This window comes from Alienimonas chondri (assembly GCF_013036045.1).
In the GTDB taxonomy this organism is placed as follows: domain Bacteria; phylum Planctomycetota; class Planctomycetia; order Planctomycetales; family Planctomycetaceae; genus Alienimonas; species Alienimonas chondri.
Map to the genome: position 1 here is coordinate 49,849 of NZ_WTPX01000002.1, position 19,170 is coordinate 69,018.

Sequence of the window (19,170 nt, forward strand, 5' to 3'; positions counted from 1 at the left end):
GCTCATCCGGCCTCGGCTCGCGTCTCGGCCTGTCGGGCCGCTTGCGACTCGCTATTCCGCGAGGGACGGACGCAGCTTGCCGTAGGCCCAGTCCATTATGACGACCAGCGCCAGGGAGATCCCGAAGGCCGGCAGGAGCAAACAGAGCGCCGAGATCGCCCCCCAGAGCCAAACGGACACGACCTCCAGCGAGCTTTCGCGGGGAAACCCGGACCGCCCCGCGGGGCGTCGCTTCCACCACATCCATAGCCCCGTGAACGGCAGTGCGACCAGCGCCAGGCAGGCGATCAGCCAGACAACTTTCGAGGAGGGGCCGAGCACGCTGCCGACGTGCAGCGGGTAGGCCCAGGTATGCCACCAGTACCGCACGTTGTCCGCGAGATCGTCGTGGCCGAACGCTTCGCCGCTACGCCGGTCCAATTTCAGGCCGGTCGATTCCATCGCCCCGTAGGTGCCGCGCGCGTAGTCGTTGATCGCGGAGACCTCGTAATCGCCCGTCGACTCGGCCGGAATTTTGACGGTGACGTCTCGATCGGGATAAAGGCTTCGGGCCGCGGCCACCGCCTGCTCAATGGAGAAGGTCTCGATGGGAATCTCGTCGGGAGCCTCCGCGGCGTTCTCGGCCTCTTCCCCAGCCGGCACTGGGTCGTCGGCCACCGCCGGCGCCGTGCCGAACGCCTGTTGGCTGACGAGGTGGAACGATTCTCCCCACAAGAGCGTGTAGAAGAGGCCCGAGACGAGGATCGTCATGCAGACCGGCCAAAGATAGATTCCCGCGACGGCGTGCAGATCGCGTAGGAGCGTATAGGGTTTGGCCGACCAGCGCGGTTTCCAAACCCCTCGCACCTTCTCCCGGCGGCGGGGCCACCAGAGATAGGCGCCGGTCAGGAACAGGACGATCGTCCAACAGGACGCCAACTCCACGAGGATGCGGCCGGTCCTGCCGAGAAACAGCTGTCGGTGGATCTTCAGCACGACGCCGAAGAACCCTCCGAGCTTCAGCGGGCCGTCAGAGACCGCCTGTACCTCGGCGGTGCGGGGATTGACGTACACCGTCGCCATCCGCCCGCCTGTTTCTTTCCCAAGATCCTCCTTCGAGACTTCCCCGAGAGAGACCGGTTCGACGGCGACCTCCACCGTCCGCCGTGGGTCGAACCGCCACGTCAGTCGCGTCGCCCGCCCTTCGGGAACCGCGGCTTCGGCGTTCGCGAGGATTGCGGAAGCCGACGCCTCCGTCGCGGCGGTCGCCTCCGCGGAGACCGAGGCGCCGGAGTCCTCCACGAACAGCAGGTCGCTGTTGGCCGCGTCGCTGATCTCGGCGCTGAAGAGATAGGCCCCGCCGGTCAGCGCCGCGGTCATTACGATCGGGGAGACCAGCAGCCCGGCGAAGAAGTGCCAGCGCCAAATCACGCGAAACAGGGACTGCCCCGCCTTCCGGTCCGCTCGGGGCGTCGGGCGCCGCGAGGGCACCTCTCGACGGGGGGAGAGAACGGGGACGACCGGGGCGCCGGCGACCGCGTTCTCGGAGGCGTCGGCCGTCGGCTCGGCGGCGGTGAGATGGCCCATCGGGGTTCCTCGGGATTGGTCCGACGCGGCCGACATGGCCGGCGGCGGGCGAGAGCGTGGGTCGCAGGAACGGCCACGCCGAGAGTCGGCGGCTGGAAGCCGCCGCTACGACACACAGGGATTCGCCCTAGCGGGACCGCGGCTCGTCGGGCGGCGCCATGAGGCGCCCTTCGCCGCGGATGAGCTCGACTCCCTCGATCGCGATGGGAGCCAGCTCCTCACGCCCCTCTTCCACGGACACGGTCCATTGTGATTCGCGGACCTCGTCGTACGCCCCGCCGAGCTGATCGGGGGAACCCATCACCGCCGGATTCTTCCGCCACACGACGGTCAGGGCGTAGGTTCCGGGCGGGGCGCCGTCGTGTTGCTCGTAGGTCTGCAGGGTGAAGGTGCCGTCGCTTTGCACCTTGCCCCACGGCTTCGATTTCCGCACGTCGATCGGCCCGCCTTGCGGGTGCAGCGTGACGACCGCGTTCTCCGGGATCGTGTCGTTGATTCGGAGGGAGCCGCTGACCGGTTGAGTCTCGACCTGCCAATCCTCTTGGCCGGAGCACCCGACCAAGCACAGCGCCGCGAGGCCGCCGAACCGGGAGACCCGGCGAGCGCGTGAAGCGAGGAGCCGCCTCATCAGAAGCCCTCCACGACTTCGCGGCCGTTGATCGAGCTACGAGCGGAAATGGCGTCGTAGGAGGTGTTTTCGCTCAGGAATTGAACCGAGCCGTCGGCCATTCCCAAGTTCACGCCGCCGGCGTGGAAGGAGTACGGCGCTCCGAACCAGTTGGCGACGTTGACGACCCGGTCACCGGTCGACCACAAGACGTCGAAGTCGCCCGGGTCGTTCCAAACGATCGCCTGCGTGAACCACCAGCCTGCGTTGCTGTCTGAGGCCCAGGGATCTTTCGATCGGCCGTAGGCCCAGGGCGGGTCGGCGCCGTTCATGGTGGGATTCTCGACGTCCTCCACATACAGCGAGGAACGGCCGGCCGATTCGTAGATCATGCAGGTGTTCGTCGTGCCGTCGATCACGTCGGCGATACGGTGCGGGGAGCCGTCGAACAGCGAGTCATGGTTGGCCCAGTCGGAGGCGTTCCGCAGGACGGAATAGTCGGTCGTTTGCCAGCCGTTGTCCGACAGCAACTGTCCGCCGGAAGGGTTGGACGGGCAGGAGTAGGTCGTCGGCATCAACTCCTTCAGCGGTTCGTTCGCCGGGTCGTCCCACGGCAGCGAGTAGTCGTAGAGGTCTGCGACGTTGCCCTCGTCCGTCTGGGGCAGAATCGCCACGGCCCAGTTCGCCGTGTTGTCGGTCCAGGTCAGCGGGAAGTAGCGGTACGTGCCGTGATAGTTGTGCATCGCCAAGCCGATCTGCTTGAGATTATTGCCGCACTGCATCTTGCGGGCGGCTTCGCGGGCCTGCTGGACCGCGGGCAGCAGGAGGCTCACTAAAATCGCGATGACCGCGATGACCACCAGCAGCTCGATCAGCGTGAACCCGGCGCGGGCAGGGCGTCGCGGGCGTGTAGACGGAGGAGAAGACAGAAGCATCCGGGAAGGTCTCAACGAGGGGGAAAGACGATCCAGCCTGTAAATCTGACGGCGGCTCCGTGCCCGGAGCGTCCCGCGGTCGACTGAGAGTTGAGATTGACTCTCAACGTCAACAATCATGGCCCCCTTGCCGGGTTTCCGCAACCGGCGCTGCGAAATCTCTGAACCGTCCGCGCCGCTTCGGGGGAAGATCGTTCTTCGGCGCCGGATCGGACGGCTCGGCGGATGCGGGGAATGCGGAACGCATGCGTCCCGGCGGGGGGGCGTTACACTTCGCCCGCCGATCCCCTGCCCCGAGTCCCCGCCGCTCCCGTTGCTTACCGGTCCGATTTTCACGCGGGAGGCCCGCACCGCGCCGCGGTCGGCACGGCACTTCGTGCTGCGGGCGGGGTACGTGCTCGCGCTGTTCGTGCTGCTCTATACGGCGGAGAAGGCGCTCGTCGGCCTGACCGGCGATCTCTCCGCGGCGGGGCGGGCGCGATTCGGAGCGCTGGCGTTTCAGTTGCTGTCGATGGTGCAGCTGACGCTGTGCCTGTTCTTCGCCCTGCTGTTCGCGGCCGGGAACGTCGCGCAGGAAAAGGATCGACGGACCCTCATTCTGCTGTTGATGACGGATCTGCGGAGCAGCGAATTGGTGCTCGGCAAGCTGTCTGCGAGTTTGTTGGGCGTCGCGGTGCTGATTGCCTGCGGGGCGCCGGTGTTCTTCCTGCTACGGCTGTCGGGCGGGGTGAGCGTCGCTCAGATTCTGTGGTCGCTGGCGCTCTGCGCCGCGGCTTCGGTCGCGGCGGGGACGTGGGGCAGTCTGTGCGCGTTCTGGCGTGAGAAGACGTTCCAGAGCCTCGCTCTCGGCGTGCTGGGATTGGTCGGTTGGCTGGGCGTGACGGAGGCGCTCGTGCAGATCGGCGGGACGGGTTCGACGGTCGGTCGATGGGGCGCCGCGCTGAACCCGTTTCGGGCGTTGGCCGGGCTGATGAACCCGGCTGCGACTCCGATCGAAGGCGTTGCGGACGTGACGGGACCGGCGGCGGTGTCGGCGCTCGGGCCGGTCGCCGCGTTGACGCTGTTGTCGGCAGTGTTGGCCGGCGTCACGATTTGGCGACTGCGGGCTTGGAACCCGACCCGCAACGTGCACATCCCCGCGACGGAACCGACGGCCGGCCCTTCGACGGCTGCCTCAGCCGATCCCGCCGCGGTCGGCGAAGCAGCCGTCGACTCGGGGGCCGCCGCCGTCCGCAAGCGGGCGGAGCGGCCGGTTTGGTCGAACCCGGTGCTGTGGCGGGAGATCCGCACGCGGGCCTATGGGCGGAAGGCGATTCTCATCAAACTGGCGTTCGTGGCGTTGTGCGTCGGGGCGGCGTTCGCCCTGCCCGCCGCGGGCGAGGAAGGCGTCGGGGCGGCGGCGACGCTCACCGGGTTGGGGCTGCTGGGGCTGATCCTCGTCAACGCGCAAGCCGTGACCGCGCTCACCACGGAGCGAGACGGCAATACCTTGGAACTGTTGCTCGCGACGGATCTGTCCGCGCGGGAGTTCACGCTCGGCAAGCTGGCCGGGGTGCTGTTCAACGCGAAAGAGGTGCTGCTGGCGCCGCTGATCCCCGCAGCCGTGCTGTTGTGGCAAGGAACGTTGGGCGCCGAGGGGTTCGTGTACCTCGTGCTCGGCTACGCGGTGCTGGCGGTATTCTGCTCCGCGCTGGGATTGCACGCCGCGGCCGGGCATTCGAGCAGCCGGCGGGCGATCGCACACAGCCTCGGGACGGTGTTCTTCCTGAGCCTCGGGCTGGCCGTGTTCTGGCTGCTGCTGATCGAAGCGAGGAGCAATTTCTTCCTGCAGTTCCAGAGCTTCCTGCTGTTCATCGGGTTCGGGTCGGTGCTGCTGTTGATCAGTTTCAACTGGAGCCAACCCAGCAACGCCCTCTCCGCGGCGGCGTTCGTGCTGCCGTTCATGACGTTCTACGCCATCACGGCCTACCTGCTGAACGAACCGCTCGGCTGTCTGCTGGCGGTCGGGGCGGCGTACGGGTTCGCCGCGGCGGCGATGTTGGTGCCGGCGGTCAGCGAGTTCGGCGTGACGCTGGGCGGGGGGAAGGAGTGATCCTTCCCCTGCGTTCGACCGGCGCCGTCGCGCCCCGACGGCGGGGGCGCTGAAGGTGCCGGACGCCTTCCCCCCCGCCTCGCTCTGGCTGCCCGGCGGCCTCACGATGCTGGCCCTCACGCTGGTGAGCGGGTTCTTCTCCGGCAGCGAGACGGCCCTGTTCTTCCTCTCCCCGGAAGATCAGCGCGACCTCTCCCGAGGATCGGCCGGGCGGCGGGCGGCGGCCCGACTGCTGGACCGGCCGGACCGGCTGCTGGCGGCTGTGCTGTTCTGGAACCTGCTGACGAACCTCACCTATTTCGTGGTAAGCGTTGTCGTGGCGGAGAAGCTCCTTCACGACGGCTACGCGACCGCCGCGGGATTCATCGGTTTGGGCGGGCTTGCCAGCATCATTTTGCTGGGCGAGGTGTTCCCGAAGAGCGTCGCCGTGGCCGCGCCCAAGGCCGTCGCCGGGCTGGTCGCCCTGCCGTTGGGGCTGGCGGTGCGGGCGGTCGATCCGCTGTCACCACGGCTCGACGCCCTGACCCGGGCGCTGACGCGGACGTTCTGGCCGAAGCTGGAGACGGAGGAATACCTCAGCGCCGACGACCTCGAACACGCCGTCGAGGCCGCCACGGAGACTCGCGAACTCGCCGGATTGGAACGGCAAATCCTTCGCAACGTCTTGGATCTGTCGGACGTGACCGCCGAGGAGATCATGCGGCCGCGGGGCTCGTACCTCACGTTGACCAGTCCGGTGCGGCGGTCGGATCTCGGGGGGCGGGTGCCGGCCGGCGGGTTCGTGGCGGTGGTCGACCCGATCCTGGATCAAGCCGCGGGGACTGCCCATCAGAACCCTTCGGCGGCCAATGCATCTCGCGTTTTGATGTTGGACACTGCCGCCGCGGCGCTCGGGTCGGATCCGAACGAGGCGAACCCACGCCTCGACGGTCGCGCGGTGTCGCTGCCGTTCCTGCCGTGGTGCGCGTCCGCGGCGTCGGCGTGGGCGCTGCTCAGCGAGACCGGGCGCCCGGCGGCGGGCGTCATCAACGAGTACGGGGAGACCGTCGGGGTGGTCACGTTCGACGACGTCGTCGATGCGATTCTCCGCCCGGATACCAGCCGCGCCCGTCGGTTGCTGCGGAGCGAACCGGTCCGCCCCCGCCCCGCCGGACCAGGCGAACCGCAGAGTTGGGAAGTCGCGGGTCTGACGACGTTACGCTACCTCCTGAAACGCCTCGACCTGCCGGACGACCTGTCGGACACCGACCCCGTCACCGTCACCGGCCTGTTGCTGGAAGAGCTTGAACAGTTGCCGGAGGCGGGCGACGCCTGCGTCTGGCATGGCCTGCGATTGACGGTGGAGGACGTCGGCGGCACCGACGTGCGGCGGGTGCGGGTCGAGCGCGACATCGATGACGTCTCACGCGAATCGGGGCGCGACGAATGATGACCGCCCTGCTGACCGCCGCCGGGCTGTTTGCGCTGGGGGTCTATCTGTCTGCGCTGTTCAGCGGGGCGGAGACGGCGTTCTATCGCATCTCCACGTTGCGACTGAGCTTTCACGCCGCGGCCGGCAAACGTCGGGCGAGCCGCGTGCTGCGATTCGCGGAGCAGCCCGCCCGGTTCGTCGCCACGTTACTCGTCGGCAACAACGTGGCGAATTACCTGACGACCGCGGCGATCGGCGTGGCGGTCGCCGCGTTCTCCACCGGCGGCGGCGGGGCGCCGGAGGTCATCGCGACCTGGCTGATCAGTCCGGTGGTCTTCGTCTGCGGCGAGCTGCTGCCCAAGCGGCTCTGCTACCTCGCCCCCTCCTACTTTCTGGGGCGGCAGAGTTCGTTCCTGCTGGTGATCTTCAAGCTCGCCGCACCGGTTTCGATCCCCCTCGCCGGTCTCGCTCGTCTGCTGGAAAAGGACGATGAAAGCGACTCCCGCCGCGTCGGCGGCGTGTTGGGCCGTGGTCGGTTGATCGAGGTGCTGGATGAAGGTCACCGGGCCGGTTTGCTGACCGACGTTCAGGATCGATTAACGGAAAACGTCCTTCACGCCGCTCCCGGTCGGGCCCGCGAACGTGCGACGCCGCCGGAGCGTGCGGTCTCCTTCCCGCTGGCCTGCACCCGGGACGAGTTGCTGGCGAAAGCCGTCGCGCTGGGCGTCCGAGAAGTGTTGCTCACCGCTGAGCCGGCGGGTGGCGCTTCGACGGTCCCGGCCGCCGAAGCGGCGCCGTTCGTGGGGTATGTGAAGGTCGCCGACGTCGCCGCCGGCGATCGCGCGCCGCGCGACTGGCTGCGGCCGCTTCCCCGGATCGCGGAGGGCGCCACGCGGCTGGAAGCGTTGGCGGAGTTGCGTCGCGAGGGCGACGCCGTCGGTTTGCTGATTTCTCGCGCAGACGGTTCAGGCGGCGGTCGGGTCGTCGGCGTGCTCAACGAGCGGGGGCTGCTTCGGGAACTGTTCGGTCGGGTCTGAACCGCGTGCGGCTTGCCGAAGCGGGGTTCGCACCGCGCAACGACAAACGGCGGCGGGGATGGACCCCGCCGCCGTCGTTCTCTCCAGAAGGCTCGCCCCGGGTCGCCTTACCGGGCGCTGGCGACCAGCGGCAGCATCGGACCGGCATCCCAGCGGCGGGCGGCGGTCACCTGCGGCACCCGGCCGGCGGCGCCGACCAGTTCCGGCGGGGCGACCGGCCGACGAACCGGCTCACGCACCGCGGCGGGGGCCGCATCGGTCGCCGGACGGGCGGCCATCCGCTGTTCGTTCGCCCCGCGGCTGCGTGCCGCCAGCTTCAACGCGGCGAGCCGTTCGCGGTCGGCGTCGGTTAGGGTCCGAACCTTCGGGGCCGCGGGGGCGGCCTCCTCGGTCAGACGGCGGGAGCCGCGACGGGGGGCGTTGTAGGAGGTCGTCGTCTCCTCGAATTCGGAGTTGTCGTCCCGTTTGTACTTGTCGCCGTCGGCGTCGGCGGAGCGGGTCGGCACGCTGTCGAAGCCGGAGTCCGATTCCGGCCGCAGGGCGGTCGCAGTCGTGCCGCGGCCGGAGAGGTACGCCACGGCGACCGGATCGGTGCTGGGCAGGTAGTTGTAAACGGTGCGGGAGACTTCCTTGTACTCCGTCACCGGCTTCAGGGCGGTGACCTTCTGATCTTCCCAAACCACTTCCTGCACCGCGACCTGACGCTTCTTGATGGTCGGAACCATCGTCGTCACCTGGTAGGTGCGGGGCACGTTGGTCACTTCCGCGACCTGGCTGTGAGTGGTTACGTTGCAGGCCATCTGCTGCGGAACGTACTGCCGCTGCGTGGTGTATTTCGGCGTGAACATGCTGCGGACGTTGTACCGGAAGCGGTTCATCGAACCGGCGAATCCCGGCCGCGGGTCGTACTGACAAGGGCTGATCTGCGGATTGGCGATCCGACGGGTCTGCCAGTGACCGGCGTCCTTGATGACGGTCTGGGTATTGCTGACCGGCCGGTAGTTGACCTGCTGAGCCATCGCGGTGCGGGTCTCGGTCTGCGGGACCATTTCGGTAAATTCCCGCTCCTCATACCGCGTGACGGTCCGCGGCCGTTTGACCGTTTCCTGAACGGACACGTATTTCGTCGTCGGCACCCGGTCGGTCACCTGCCGGGGCACGGCGACCATCTTCGGCTGCTCACAGACGGCGACCGTCTGCACCTGTTGGACGGGAATGCACTCCACCGCGGCCGCCTGCTGATAGATCGGCGTGCAGCCGCTCACCGTGCTGTAGCTTCCGCCGTAGGACACGGGAGCGTACGAGGCGGTGGAGTAGGAGCTGGAATAGGAGGGCGAGGCGCTGGCGGTGGAGCACCCGCAGTTGCTCCCGCCGTAGCCATAGCCGCTTTCGTAAAACTGAGCGGGCGCCGACGGGGCGATCGCGATGCCCATCGCTGCGGACAGCAGGCCGGCGAAGAAGCGTTTGGCGGCGGGGCGGTTGGCGCGGCGGAGCCGCGGAATCGGACGCGAAGTCATCGCACCTGTTCCGTGAGGATTTCCGCGGACGAACGGCGCAACGGGGCCGGCCGGGGACGCGGACGAATGGGTTGTCGCTGGGAGTTGCGATCCCGCACAGCAGCGGAGATCGCGGGGCGTGTCGCGCGGCGGGGTGGAGAGTTCCCCTGCCCCGTTCGCCCCACGAATCCCGCGGCGGTTGTGCCGCCGGGATTGCGTCGGGCGCGGGGCTGCCGCGTCGGGGGCGGTTGGTAGATCAGTCGGCCTCAGGCAGTCAACGCGTTTTCCGCCGGAAATCAGAAATCGGCTCAAGCCGCTGCGTTCCCCGTCCGACCCGGCGTCGATTGTGGAGCCGGAGGCCCGCCGCGAAACTCCGTCGTTCGCCCCTTCCCCGAGGTCCGCCGTGCTCGCCCGATCGCTCGTGCCTTTGCTGCTGACGACGCTGTGCGGCGTCGTCGCTCCCGCCTCCGCCGCGGACGACCCCGGTCGAGATGAAGCCCGCGACGCCCTCCGCCGGGCCGGACGATTCTTTGCGAAGGAGGTCGCCCTGCGGGGCGGCTACGTTTACTTCGTCGAACTCGATCGGCCCCGCCGGTGGGGCGAGGGCGAGGCGACGGCGACGCAAATCTGGGTGCAGCCCCCCGCCACCCCGACGGTCGGCGAGGCGTTTCTGAACGCCTACGAAGCGACCGGCGACGCCCCCCATCTCGCCGCCGCGACCGCGGCCGGCGAGGCGTTGGTCTACGGGCAGCTGAAGTCCGGCGGTTGGACGAACCGCATCGACTTCGACCCCAACGGCAATCCCGCCGACTATCGCAACGGCCGCGGCCGCGGTCGGAACACCTCCTCCCTGGACGACGGCCAAACCCCCGCGGCGCTCCGACTGCTGATCCGGCTCGACGCCGCCCACGACGGCCGGCATGCGGCGATCGCCGAGGCGGTCCGCACGGGGCTCGACGCACTGCTTGCGGCGCAGTTCCCCGGCGGCGGGTTCCCACAGGTGTGGGACGACCCGGAAGATCCCCCGCCGACGCTGCGGGCGGTTCTGCCGGAGGGCGACTGGCGCGAGCTGCCGCGGGTCAAGAATTACTGGGATCAGGCCACGTTGAACGACGGGCTCGCCGGGCAGGTGGTCGACACCCTGTTGCTGGCTCGCACGACGTATCTCGAACGCGAACCCCCGCTTGCCGAGCGGTGCGACGCCGCGGTTCGGCGACTGGGCGACTTCCTCATCCGGGCGCAGCTGCCCCGGCCCCAACCCGCCTGGGCGCAGCAATACGATGCGAAGATGCGACCGGCGTGGGCGAGAATTTTCGAGCCGCCCGCGGTCGTGACGAGCGAATCGCAGGACGTGATCGAGGCTCTGTTGACCCTGCACGCGGCGACCGGCGACCCGCAGTTTCTCGACCCGATCCCCGCGGCGCTCGATTACCTCGATCGGTCCGCCCTGCCGGATGGACAGCTGCCGCGTTATCTGGAGTTGAACACGAATCGCCCCCTCTACATGCAGCGGGACGGCGGCGGGTACCGGCCGACGTTCGACGATACGAACCTCCCCGGTCACTACGGTTGGAAGATCGGCAGTCGGGTCGAAACGCTGCGGAACAAGTTGCAGCGGGCCCAATCGGGCCGCCCGCCCTCCCCGCCGAACGCCGTGAAGCTCGCCGACGCGGCTCGTCGGGCGATTGACGCGCTCGATGACGAGGGCCGCTGGGTGGAGACGTCCGACGGTTCCAAACTGGTCGGTCAGGCGAAGATTCCCGTGGGATCGCGGTTTCTCGCCAGCGAGACGTTCGCCGACAACATGTCCGCCCTCGCCGCGTTCCTGCGGGTCGACGCCCCGGCCCCGCGCTGAACAATTTCGACCGCTCGAACCTCAGCGATGCGGCGCGGCGAGTTGAACGAGCAACCGTTCCAGCACCGTGCGGTCCGGCAGCGCCGAGCCGCCGCGGAGGGCGCCGTCCGCCTCCAACAGTAGCCCGCGGAACCGTTCCGCCCGTTTCCGGCCGAGGCGACGCAGGTACTGCTCCGTTTCGCCCCGCTCCTTCGGGAACACGCCCGCCGTCGCCAGCGCCCGCGAGAGGTTCCCGCCGCCCGCGGACAGGTCCACGGCGGTCGCGGTCTTCCGCAGCACGAAGCCGATCCCTCCGAGGATCCTGAACGGCGCCTCCCCCGCGAGCAGCAGCTTGTCCAGCTCCGCCAACGCCCCGCCGACGTTGCCGCGACGCACCTCCGCGAGCATCTCGAAGGTGTTCTTGACGGAGCCGTCCATCACCAGCGCCGCCACGTCCTCCGCCGCGACGGCCTTCGGATCGCGGTCCGCGACGAACGCGCACAGCTTGCCCAGTTCCTGCTCCAACAGGCCGAGGTCCGTGCCGGCGAGCGTCACCATCAACTCCGCGGCGTCCTTGGCCAGCGTCGTTTCGTACTCCGACTTCGCCACGCCGACGAGGTACGCCGCAGCCTTCGCCCCCTTCAACTCCGTGCATTCGATCGTCAGGCCGCTCTTCGCGACGGCCTTCGCCAGCCGGGTGTTCTTCGGCCACTTCGCGACTTCCAGGATCAGCACCCCGCCCGCGGCCGGCGCGGCCACGTAGCGTTCCAGCCCGGCTCGATGGTCGGAGACGAACCCGTCCGCGTCGCCCACGACGACCACGCGGGCGGAGGCGAACATCGAGACCGTCCGCAGTTCGTCCAACGCGGAGGCGAGGTCGGCGGTCTCTCCATCCAGCCGAGTCGGTTCATCCTCGCCCCCCAACGCCGCCTCGGCGATGCGGTCGACGCACCGTCGCGCCAGCAACCGTTGATCTCCGTGGACCGCGACGACCGAGGGAATGTCGCCGGGCGGTTTCTTAAGGAACTCGGCGGCGTGCATGAGGGGAGAGCTGAGAGGCGGGTTCGGGGCGTCAGCCCCATGTGCGTCGAATGTCTCGGAAGGCGATGCCCGCAGTATCGACCAAAGCGCGGCCTGTGCTATCCCTCGCCTGCTTCTCTCAACTGCTCATGGGGCTGACGCTCCACGCTCGCCGGATCGACGACTTGCTCCGCTGCCCTTCCGCCGCCGCTCCGATCTCCCGCGGGACGCATCTGGCCCGGCTGGCCTCGGGCTGGCGGGAGTGCGTCGGGTGCCCGCACGCCGTGGATCTCGACGGAGCGGCCCCGACGCTGCGGCGCCGATTGGAGCGACGTTCGCATCGTGAACGGCCGGATCCGTTCGGCGGTGTGGCGGGCGCTGATTTCACGCCGGACGATGCGGCGACGCTCGCCGCCCGGTTTGCGGCCACCCTCCCGCCCCGCGGCTCCGTGGTGTTGGCCCGAGACGAACGCACGACGCATGCCCCGTTCGTGCTCGCGGTCGCTTCGGCGCTGCGAAATGCCGGTTGCGACGTGCTGCACCTCGGCGAGGCGCTCGAACCGGCCGTGCGGTTCGCCGTCCGCTCGACCGGCGCGGCGGGCGGCGTGTGGCTCGCCGCCCCGGATCACCCCGCCGGACGCGTCGGCTTCGTGCCGATCGGCGCCGGCGGCCGTCCGCTTCGCGATGCCGAGCGGACGGCCGTCGCAAACGCTGAACCGCGGGTCGACCGCCTCCTCGGCGCCGAGCGATCCTGCGGTGCGAAGGCGGAGCACGAAGCCTCCCTGTGGCCGGCGTTCCGCACGCTCACGGCCCTGCGGATCAGCGTGGCCAGTCCTTCGGGGGCGGTCCGATCGCGATTCGAGCGTCTCTTCGCCGCCCTGCCGGACGATCTACGAACCCTCGCTCTTCCCTTCGACTCCCCGTCGGAAGGCAATGGCGAGGCTTTGCGGGAGTCGGGGGGAGACATTCGACTCTCGGTGGACTCTTCGTCCGTGCGTTGCCGAGCCTACGACGGCGCCGGCGCGCCGATTCCCTGGGCGGAGACGGCCCGGACGCTGGCGGCGGACTCAGTTCGCGGGGTCTCCAAGAAGCCGAACGTCCCGACGGTCGCCGTCGCGGCGGAGATGGCGGACGACCTGCGGCTGAAGATCGCCGCCGTGGGCGGGCGGGTGGTGGAAACGACGGACGATCCCGCGGCGCTGTGGTCCGCGGTGGACGAGGGCAGCGTGCTGGCGCTGGGCACGGACGGCTTCGCGGCGTTCGCCACGCCCCGCGGCCCCGCCGCCGACGCGGCGCTGGCGCTCGCCGCGCTGCTCCGAGCCTACTCCGGTTGATCGCGACTCGGCCCGGCGGAGCAATTCCCGCGGCGGCTTCAGCATCCAAACGGCGTTGCCCGGCGGTTGCTTTGATCTATGCGTTCGAACCGTTGAGAAGCACACCGAGTCTCCCCCGGTCCTTCCGCCTGCGGAGACGTTCGTCGCACGAACATCGATTGGCGTGACCGCCGGCGCTTTGCCGACAGCGCAACAAATCCGCCCGGCACGCAAGAGCGTACCGGGCGGTATTGGGCACCGAAGCGGAGAGGAAGCTACTTGTCCGAGTCGCTCTCGGCGGCGTTGAAGTCGTCCGGCTCCCCGTCGCCCTCGCTCACCGCGGCCCCGACCAGTTCGGGGTCGGCCCCGTCCTTGGCGGCTTCGTCGGACTTCGCCTTGTCTCCCTTCTTCTTGGGGAGGTCCGGCTTGGCGACGTTGCGACCGGTGAAGTCGAGCCGCTGCTTGGCGTCCTTCGCGTCGGCGTCTTCGCCCTCCATCGGCACGGCATCGACGAGGATCGAGTTGTGGCCCTCGAAGGCGCCGCGGAGCAGTTCTTCGCTCAGCGGGTCTTCGATGTACTGCTCGACGCTGCGACGCAGCGGGCGGGCGCCGTACTCCGTGTTGGACCCCTTGTCGATCACGAACTCGCGGGCGGCGTCGGTCATCTCCAGGGCGAGGCCGCGTTCGCCGAGACGCTCGCGCACCTTAGACAATTCGATGTCCACGATGTGTTTCAGGTTCTCACGGTTCAATTCGCGGAAGACGATCACGTCGTCCAAGCGGCCGATGAACTCCGGCTTGAAGGCAGCTTCGACGTCATGCAGCAGGCGCTCCTTCATCTTGTCGTAGGAGGCATCTTCGTCGCCCTGCTTGGTGAAGCCGAAGCCGGCCCCGCTGGCGATCGATTTGGCGCCGACGTTCGTGGTCATGATGAGGACCACGTTCTTGAAGTCGATCTTCCGGCCGAAACTGTCCGTGAGGTGCCCCTCCTCCATGATCTGGAGAAGCATGTTGAACACATCCGGGTGGGCCTTCTCGATCTCGTCCAGCAGCACGACCGCGTAGGGACGACGGCGGATCTTCTCCGTGAGCTGGCCGCCTTCCTCATAGCCGACGTACCCCGGGGGGGCGCCGATGAGGCGGGAGACGTTGTGTTTCTCCATGTACTCGGACATGTCGATCTGGATCAGCGCGTCGTCCTCGCCGAAGAGGAACTCCGCGAGCGTCTTGGCCAGCAACGTCTTGCCGACGCCGGTGGGACCGGCGAACAGGAAGATGCCGGTCGGCCGCTTCGGATCCTTCAGGCCGCTGCGGGAACGACGGATCGCTTTGGAGACCTGCTTCACCGCCTCCTTCTGAGAGACGACGGTCTCGTGCAGCTCGTCTTCCATCGCCAGCAGACGCACGGCGTCCTCGCTGGACAGACGGGTCAGCGGAATGCCGGTCATCTTGGCGACGACCTCGGCAATGACGTCCTCGTCGACGGTGCCGTCGGTCTGCTGGGACTGCTCCTTCCACTCCTCGGTGGCGGTCTCCTTCTTCTGCTTCACCTGATCCGCCTGATCGCGGAGGGCGGCGGCCTTTTCGAAGTCCTGATTGGCGACGGCCTCCTCCTTCGCGGCGTTGAGCCGCTCGATCTCCACGTCGAGATCCTTCAGGTCCGGGGGGCGGACCATGCTCTTGAGTCGAATCCGGGCGCCGGCTTCGTCGATGACGTCGATCGCCTTATCCGGCAACGCGCGCTCGCTGATGTAGCGGGTGCTGAACTCGACGGCGGCTTCCAGCGCCGCGTCGGTGATTTCGACGCGGTGGTGCTGTTCGTAGCGTTCGCGGAGTCCCTTGAGGATCTCGACGGCCTGCTCCGGGCTGGGCGGCTCGACGTTCACCTTCTGGAACCGGCGTTCAAGGGCCGAGTCCTTCTCGATGTACTTGCGATACTCATCCAGCGTGGTGGCGCCGATGCACTGCAACTCGCCGCGGGAGAGCGCCGGCTTGAGCACGTTGCTGGCGTCGATGGCCCCTTCGGCCCCGCCGGCGCCGACCAGCGTGTGCAGTTCGTCGATGAACAGGATGACGTTCTTGGCCCGGCGGACCTCGTTCATCACCGCCTTGATTCGCTCTTCAAACTGACCGCGGTACTTCGTGCCGGCGACCATCATGGCGAGGTCGAGCACGACGATCCGCCGCTCGCGGAGCAGGTCCGGGACGTTGCCGTCCACGACCATCTGGGCGAAGCCCTCGACGATGGCCGTCTTGCCGACGCCCGCCTCGCCCAGCAGCACCGGGTTGTTCTTCTGACGACGGCAGAGCACCTGGGTGATGCGTTCGATTTCGCCGGACCGGCCGATGACCGGATCGAGCTTGCCGTTCTTGGCCAGTTCGGTGAGGTCGCGGCCGAAGCTGTCGAGGGCCGGCGTTTTGCTCTTTCCGCTTCGCTTGCCGCGTTCGCCCTTGGAGGAACCGCCGGCGGAACGACCCCCGCGACCGCCGCCGGCCTCCTCATCGTCCTCGCCCCCCTCGAGGCCGTGGCCGAGCAGGTTGAGCACCTCCTCGCGGACGTCTTCGAGCTTCAGGCCGAGGTTCATCAGCACCTGAGCCGCGACGCCTTCCTGTTCGCGCAGCAGGCCCAACAGCAGGTGTTCGGTGCCGACGTAGTTGTGGTTGAGGTTGCGGGCCTCCTCCATCGCGTACTCGATCACCTTTTTGGCCCGCGGGGTCTGCGGGAGCTTGCCCATCGTGACCATGTCCGGGCCGGACTGGACGATCTTTTCAACCTCGAGGCGGATGCCGCGGAGATCGACGTCCAGGTTTTTGAGGACGTTCGCGGCGACGCCGGACCCCTCCTTGACGAGACCGAGGAGAATGTGCTCGGTGCCGATGTACTCGTGATTGAACCGCTGGGCCTCCTGATTGGCCAGCTGCATCACCTTGCGGGCGCGGTCCGTGAAGCGTTCGTACATAGGGGTCGGCGGGGCTGTCTTTGTGTCGTTCGTGCGATACGTCCGAACCGGTGAGCGTTCGCCGGTGGGGGGCGAACGAACGGGCGGACCGCGGATTGTAGGCGACGGGCGCGACGTCGACCGGCGGAAACTCGATCGACGGCCGCGAGGGCGGCAGGAGGGGCTGCTGACTCTAGAATGACCGGCCCGCCCTCACAACCGCCGCGATCGTCACGGCTCTCCGTTTCCCGCTCTGCCGCATGCCCTCAGACCCTGCAACTCTCCGCCTGCTCGACGCCGCTGAGAATCGGGCGCGGGAAGGGTTGCGCGTGCTTGAAGATCACGCCCGATTCGTGCTGAACGACGGCGGGCTGACCGCGGAGCTGAAGTCGATCCGGCACGGGTTGGCGTCCGTGCTGCCGATCGACCGGCTCGCCCGCTGCGATGCCCGGGAGACCGCGGGCGACGTGGGCACGACGCTCAGCGAACCGACGGAGCGCTCGCGGAGCGACGCCGCCGCGGTGATTGCGGCGAACGCGGCCCGCGTGCAGGAGGCGCTGCGGAGCCTGGAGGAGTGGTCGAAGCTGGACGATCCCGAGCGAGCCGCCGCGTTCGAGGCGTTACGGTACCGCGTCTACACGCTCGAAAAGCGGCTCGCGGGAACCCTCGCCCGGCCGTCGCTGGGACCGTGGCGGCTGTATCTCCTGCTCACCCGGTCGGCGTGCGTCCGGCCGTGGCGGGAGGTGCTGAAAGCCGTTTGCGAGGCGGGCGTCGGGCCGGTGCAGGTGCGGGAAAAGAATCTGTCGGATCGCGAGCTTCTCGCCCATCTGCGGGACGTGCGCGCGATCACGGCGGCGGCGGGCGTGCCGCTGATCGTCAACGACCGGCCGGACCTCGCCCGGCTGTGCGGAGCCGACGGCGTGCACCTCGGCGACGAAGACCTGCCGATCGAACCGGTGCGGGCGATGCTGGGCGAGCGGGCGCTGATCGGGGCCTCCACCCACCGCCCGGAGGACGCGACAGCCGCCTTGGCGGCGGGGGCGGATCACCTCGGCGTCGGCCCCTGTTTCCCGTCGGCGACGAAGTCGTTCGAGGCCTTCCCCGGTAGCGATTATCTGCGTTGGGCCGCCGAGCACGTCGCCGTGCCGTGGTACGCGATCGGAGGGATCGACCGGGCGACGATCGAGACCGCGGTCGCCGCGGGGGCGACCCGCGTCGCGGTGTGCGGGGCGATCTGCGGAGCGGACGATCCGGGACGAGCGGCGGCGGATCTGCTTGCCTCTTTGCCGAACGCATCCGACGATCCCCATCCGTCTGCTACACTGTAGTCCCCGCCCAGCGCCGGGTTCATCGCCCCCAGCCACGGCAGCGCGAGCGCGGCGCCCACGCCCTTGAGCATCGTGCGACGCGGGAGCGGAGCGACCATGACGACCTCGACGTGGGGGCGATGAACCCGGCGCTGGGCGGGTATCGGGAGCCGACCGGCGGTCGGCTCGCCGCCCCGCCGCTGCGTTCGGCGTTTCTGTTCAAACCGAACGGAATGCGGCCGGATCAGTGGACGCCGAAGGGCGACGGCGAGACGTACGACCTTTCCCCGTTGCTCAAGCCGTTGGCCGGGGTGAAGGACCAGTTCTCCGTGCTGGAGAACCTCTGGAACGAGCAGTCCGTCGGTCGCAACGGGCACTGGCCGAAGATCCCGGGCTATCTGTCCGGCGGCTACGTCGTGCGGACCAGCGGCCGCGACCTCGATATCGGCGGGCAGACCGCCGACCAGGCGCTCGCCCAAGCGATCGGCGATCGCACCCCCCTGCCCAGCTTGGAGTTGGGCGTCGACGAGGCCTACAGCGGCGTCGACAACGTCGGCGGCGGATTCACCCGGATCTACGGCTCCCACATCGCCTGGCGCGACCGTCACACGCCGGTGCCCAAGGAGATCGTTCCGCGGCTGGCGTTCGATCGGTTGTTCCGCACCGGACCGGCGGCGGCGCCCGTCAGCGGATTCACGACGAAGCAGAAGGCCGTTACGGACAGCCTCGCCGCGGACGACACCTCCGTCCTCGACCTCGTGCTCGAAGACGCCAAGGATCTGCGTCGGCAGGTCGGCGTGGAGGATCGAGCGAAGCTGGACGAGTACCTCACCAGCGTGCGGAGCGTGGAGACTCGCATCGAGAACGCCTTGAAGCCCCAGAAACGATGGATCAACGAGGGCCGCTTCGACGTGCCCCGCCCCGGCCCCGGCATCCCGGAGAACTTCATGGAGCACACCCGGTTGATGCTGGACGTGCTGGTCCTCGCGTTCTGGACGGACACCACCCGCGTCGCCACCTACATGTTCGGCAACGCCCAGACCGGTCGGAACTTCTCATTCTTGGACGGGGTCAGCGGCTCGTACCACTCGCTGTCGCACCATTCCAACGAAGAGAAGAAGATTAAGGTCTACGTGACCGTCAACCACTGGCACACGGTGCAACTCGCCTATCTGCTGGAAAAGATGCAGGGGTTGAAGGAAGCCGACGGCACCCTGTTGGATCACTCGCAGATCCTGTTCGGCTGCACGATCAAGGACGGCAACGCACACCAGGAGCACGACCTGCCGATCCTGCTCGCCGGCGGCGGCAACGGGGCCTACCGCCCGGGTCGCCGGGTGCGGTTCGACAAAGACACCCCGCTGTGCAACGTGCTGCTCCGCATGCTGCACACCGCGGGCGTTGAACGAGACGCCTTCGGCGACAGCACCGCCGTCGCCGCGAACCTGTAGTCGATCGGGGGCGACGGAACCCCTGTCGAAATCGCCGCTCGGTTCCTTCGCCGGATCGTGCGGGATCGGTCCGGCTGTCGCTCGCGGACAGGGGGCGCCGGGGGCGGGTCTCAGTGTTCGCCCCGTGGCGGATTCGCGCGACGACTCCACAGGCCGCCGGGG

Annotated in this window: 13 protein-coding genes; 7 read left to right on the top strand and 6 right to left on the bottom strand. The window is 68.5% G+C overall.

Annotated features, from left to right (window positions below; translation table 11 throughout):
• Positions 1–51 precede the first annotated feature (51 nt).
• From LzC2_RS00580 to LzC2_RS00590, 3 genes are all read right to left on the bottom strand, one after another.
• Positions 52–1,566: a PepSY-associated TM helix domain-containing protein gene (locus tag LzC2_RS00580; protein WP_171182604.1), complete on the bottom strand. Its 1,515-nt coding sequence runs from the start codon at positions 1,564–1,566 to the stop codon at positions 52–54.
• Positions 1,567–1,693: 127 nt separating this feature from the next.
• On the bottom strand, positions 1,694–2,194 hold the full coding sequence (locus LzC2_RS00585) for a peptidase associated/transthyretin-like domain-containing protein (RefSeq protein ID WP_171182606.1): 501 nt from the start codon (positions 2,192–2,194) through the stop codon (positions 1,694–1,696).
• Positions 2,194–3,108 (bottom strand): DUF1559 family PulG-like putative transporter, encoded by a 915-nt coding sequence (locus LzC2_RS00590; protein WP_171182608.1) that lies wholly within the window; start codon positions 3,106–3,108, stop codon positions 2,194–2,196. Before LzC2_RS00590 ends, LzC2_RS00585 begins: the two co-directional genes overlap by 1 nt.
• Positions 3,109–3,421: 313 nt before the next feature.
• Here LzC2_RS00590 and LzC2_RS00595 point away from each other — a divergent pair, with 313 nt between their 5' ends.
• Genes LzC2_RS00595 through LzC2_RS00605 form a run of 3 tightly spaced genes read left to right on the top strand, consistent with a single transcriptional unit; the run spans position 3,422 to position 7,648 of the window.
• Positions 3,422–5,200 carry an ABC transporter permease subunit gene (locus LzC2_RS00595; RefSeq protein ID WP_171182610.1) on the top strand — a complete coding sequence of 593 codons (1,779 nt, stop codon included), beginning with the start codon at positions 3,422–3,424 and terminating at the stop codon, positions 5,198–5,200.
• Positions 5,201–5,255: 55 nt separating this feature from the next.
• On the top strand, positions 5,256–6,629 hold the full coding sequence (locus LzC2_RS00600) for a CNNM domain-containing protein (RefSeq protein ID WP_171182613.1): 1,374 nt from the start codon (positions 5,256–5,258) through the stop codon (positions 6,627–6,629).
• The gene (locus tag LzC2_RS00605; protein ID WP_171182615.1) at positions 6,629–7,648 is read left to right on the top strand and encodes a CNNM domain-containing protein; all 1,020 of its coding nucleotides are present in this window, start codon (positions 6,629–6,631) and stop codon (positions 7,646–7,648) included. Before LzC2_RS00600 ends, LzC2_RS00605 begins: the two co-directional genes overlap by 1 nt.
• Before the next feature lie 107 nt (positions 7,649–7,755).
• Here LzC2_RS00605 and LzC2_RS00610 read toward each other — a convergent pair whose 3' ends face one another.
• A complete protein-coding gene (locus tag LzC2_RS00610; protein ID WP_171182617.1) occupies positions 7,756–9,165 on the bottom strand; it encodes a hypothetical protein in 1,410 nt (469 codons plus the stop codon).
• A gap of 400 nt (positions 9,166–9,565) precedes the next feature.
• Between LzC2_RS00610 and LzC2_RS00615 the strand changes: the two genes are divergently transcribed.
• Positions 9,566–10,999, top strand: coding sequence for a pectate lyase (locus LzC2_RS00615; RefSeq protein WP_171182619.1), 1,434 nt, complete (start codon positions 9,566–9,568; stop codon positions 10,997–10,999).
• A gap of 21 nt (positions 11,000–11,020) precedes the next feature.
• Here the strand turns inward: LzC2_RS00615 and holA are convergent, their stop codons facing one another.
• Entirely contained in the window at positions 11,021–12,019 is a 999-nt protein-coding gene (gene holA / locus LzC2_RS00620; protein ID WP_171182621.1) for a DNA polymerase III subunit delta, read from the bottom strand.
• A gap of 95 nt (positions 12,020–12,114) precedes the next feature.
• Here holA and LzC2_RS00625 point away from each other — a divergent pair, with 95 nt between their 5' ends.
• Entirely contained in the window at positions 12,115–13,332 is a 1,218-nt protein-coding gene (locus tag LzC2_RS00625; protein ID WP_171182623.1) for a phosphohexomutase domain-containing protein, read from the top strand.
• Positions 13,333–13,586: 254 nt separating this feature from the next.
• Here the strand turns inward: LzC2_RS00625 and LzC2_RS00630 are convergent, their stop codons facing one another.
• Positions 13,587–16,271, bottom strand: coding sequence for an ATP-dependent Clp protease ATP-binding subunit (locus LzC2_RS00630; protein ID WP_171182625.1), 2,685 nt, complete (start codon positions 16,269–16,271; stop codon positions 13,587–13,589).
• Positions 16,272–16,510: 239 nt separating this feature from the next.
• Between LzC2_RS00630 and LzC2_RS00635 the strand changes: the two genes are divergently transcribed.
• Together LzC2_RS00635 and LzC2_RS00640 are read left to right on the top strand one after the other, a co-directional pair.
• Positions 16,511–17,578, top strand: a complete 1,068-nt coding sequence (locus tag LzC2_RS00635; protein WP_171182627.1) for a thiamine phosphate synthase — start codon at positions 16,511–16,513, stop codon at positions 17,576–17,578.
• A gap of 119 nt (positions 17,579–17,697) precedes the next feature.
• Positions 17,698–19,008 carry a DUF1552 domain-containing protein gene (locus tag LzC2_RS00640; RefSeq protein ID WP_171182629.1) on the top strand — a complete coding sequence of 437 codons (1,311 nt, stop codon included), beginning with the start codon at positions 17,698–17,700 and terminating at the stop codon, positions 19,006–19,008.
• The last annotated feature ends 162 nt before the right edge of the window (positions 19,009–19,170 follow it).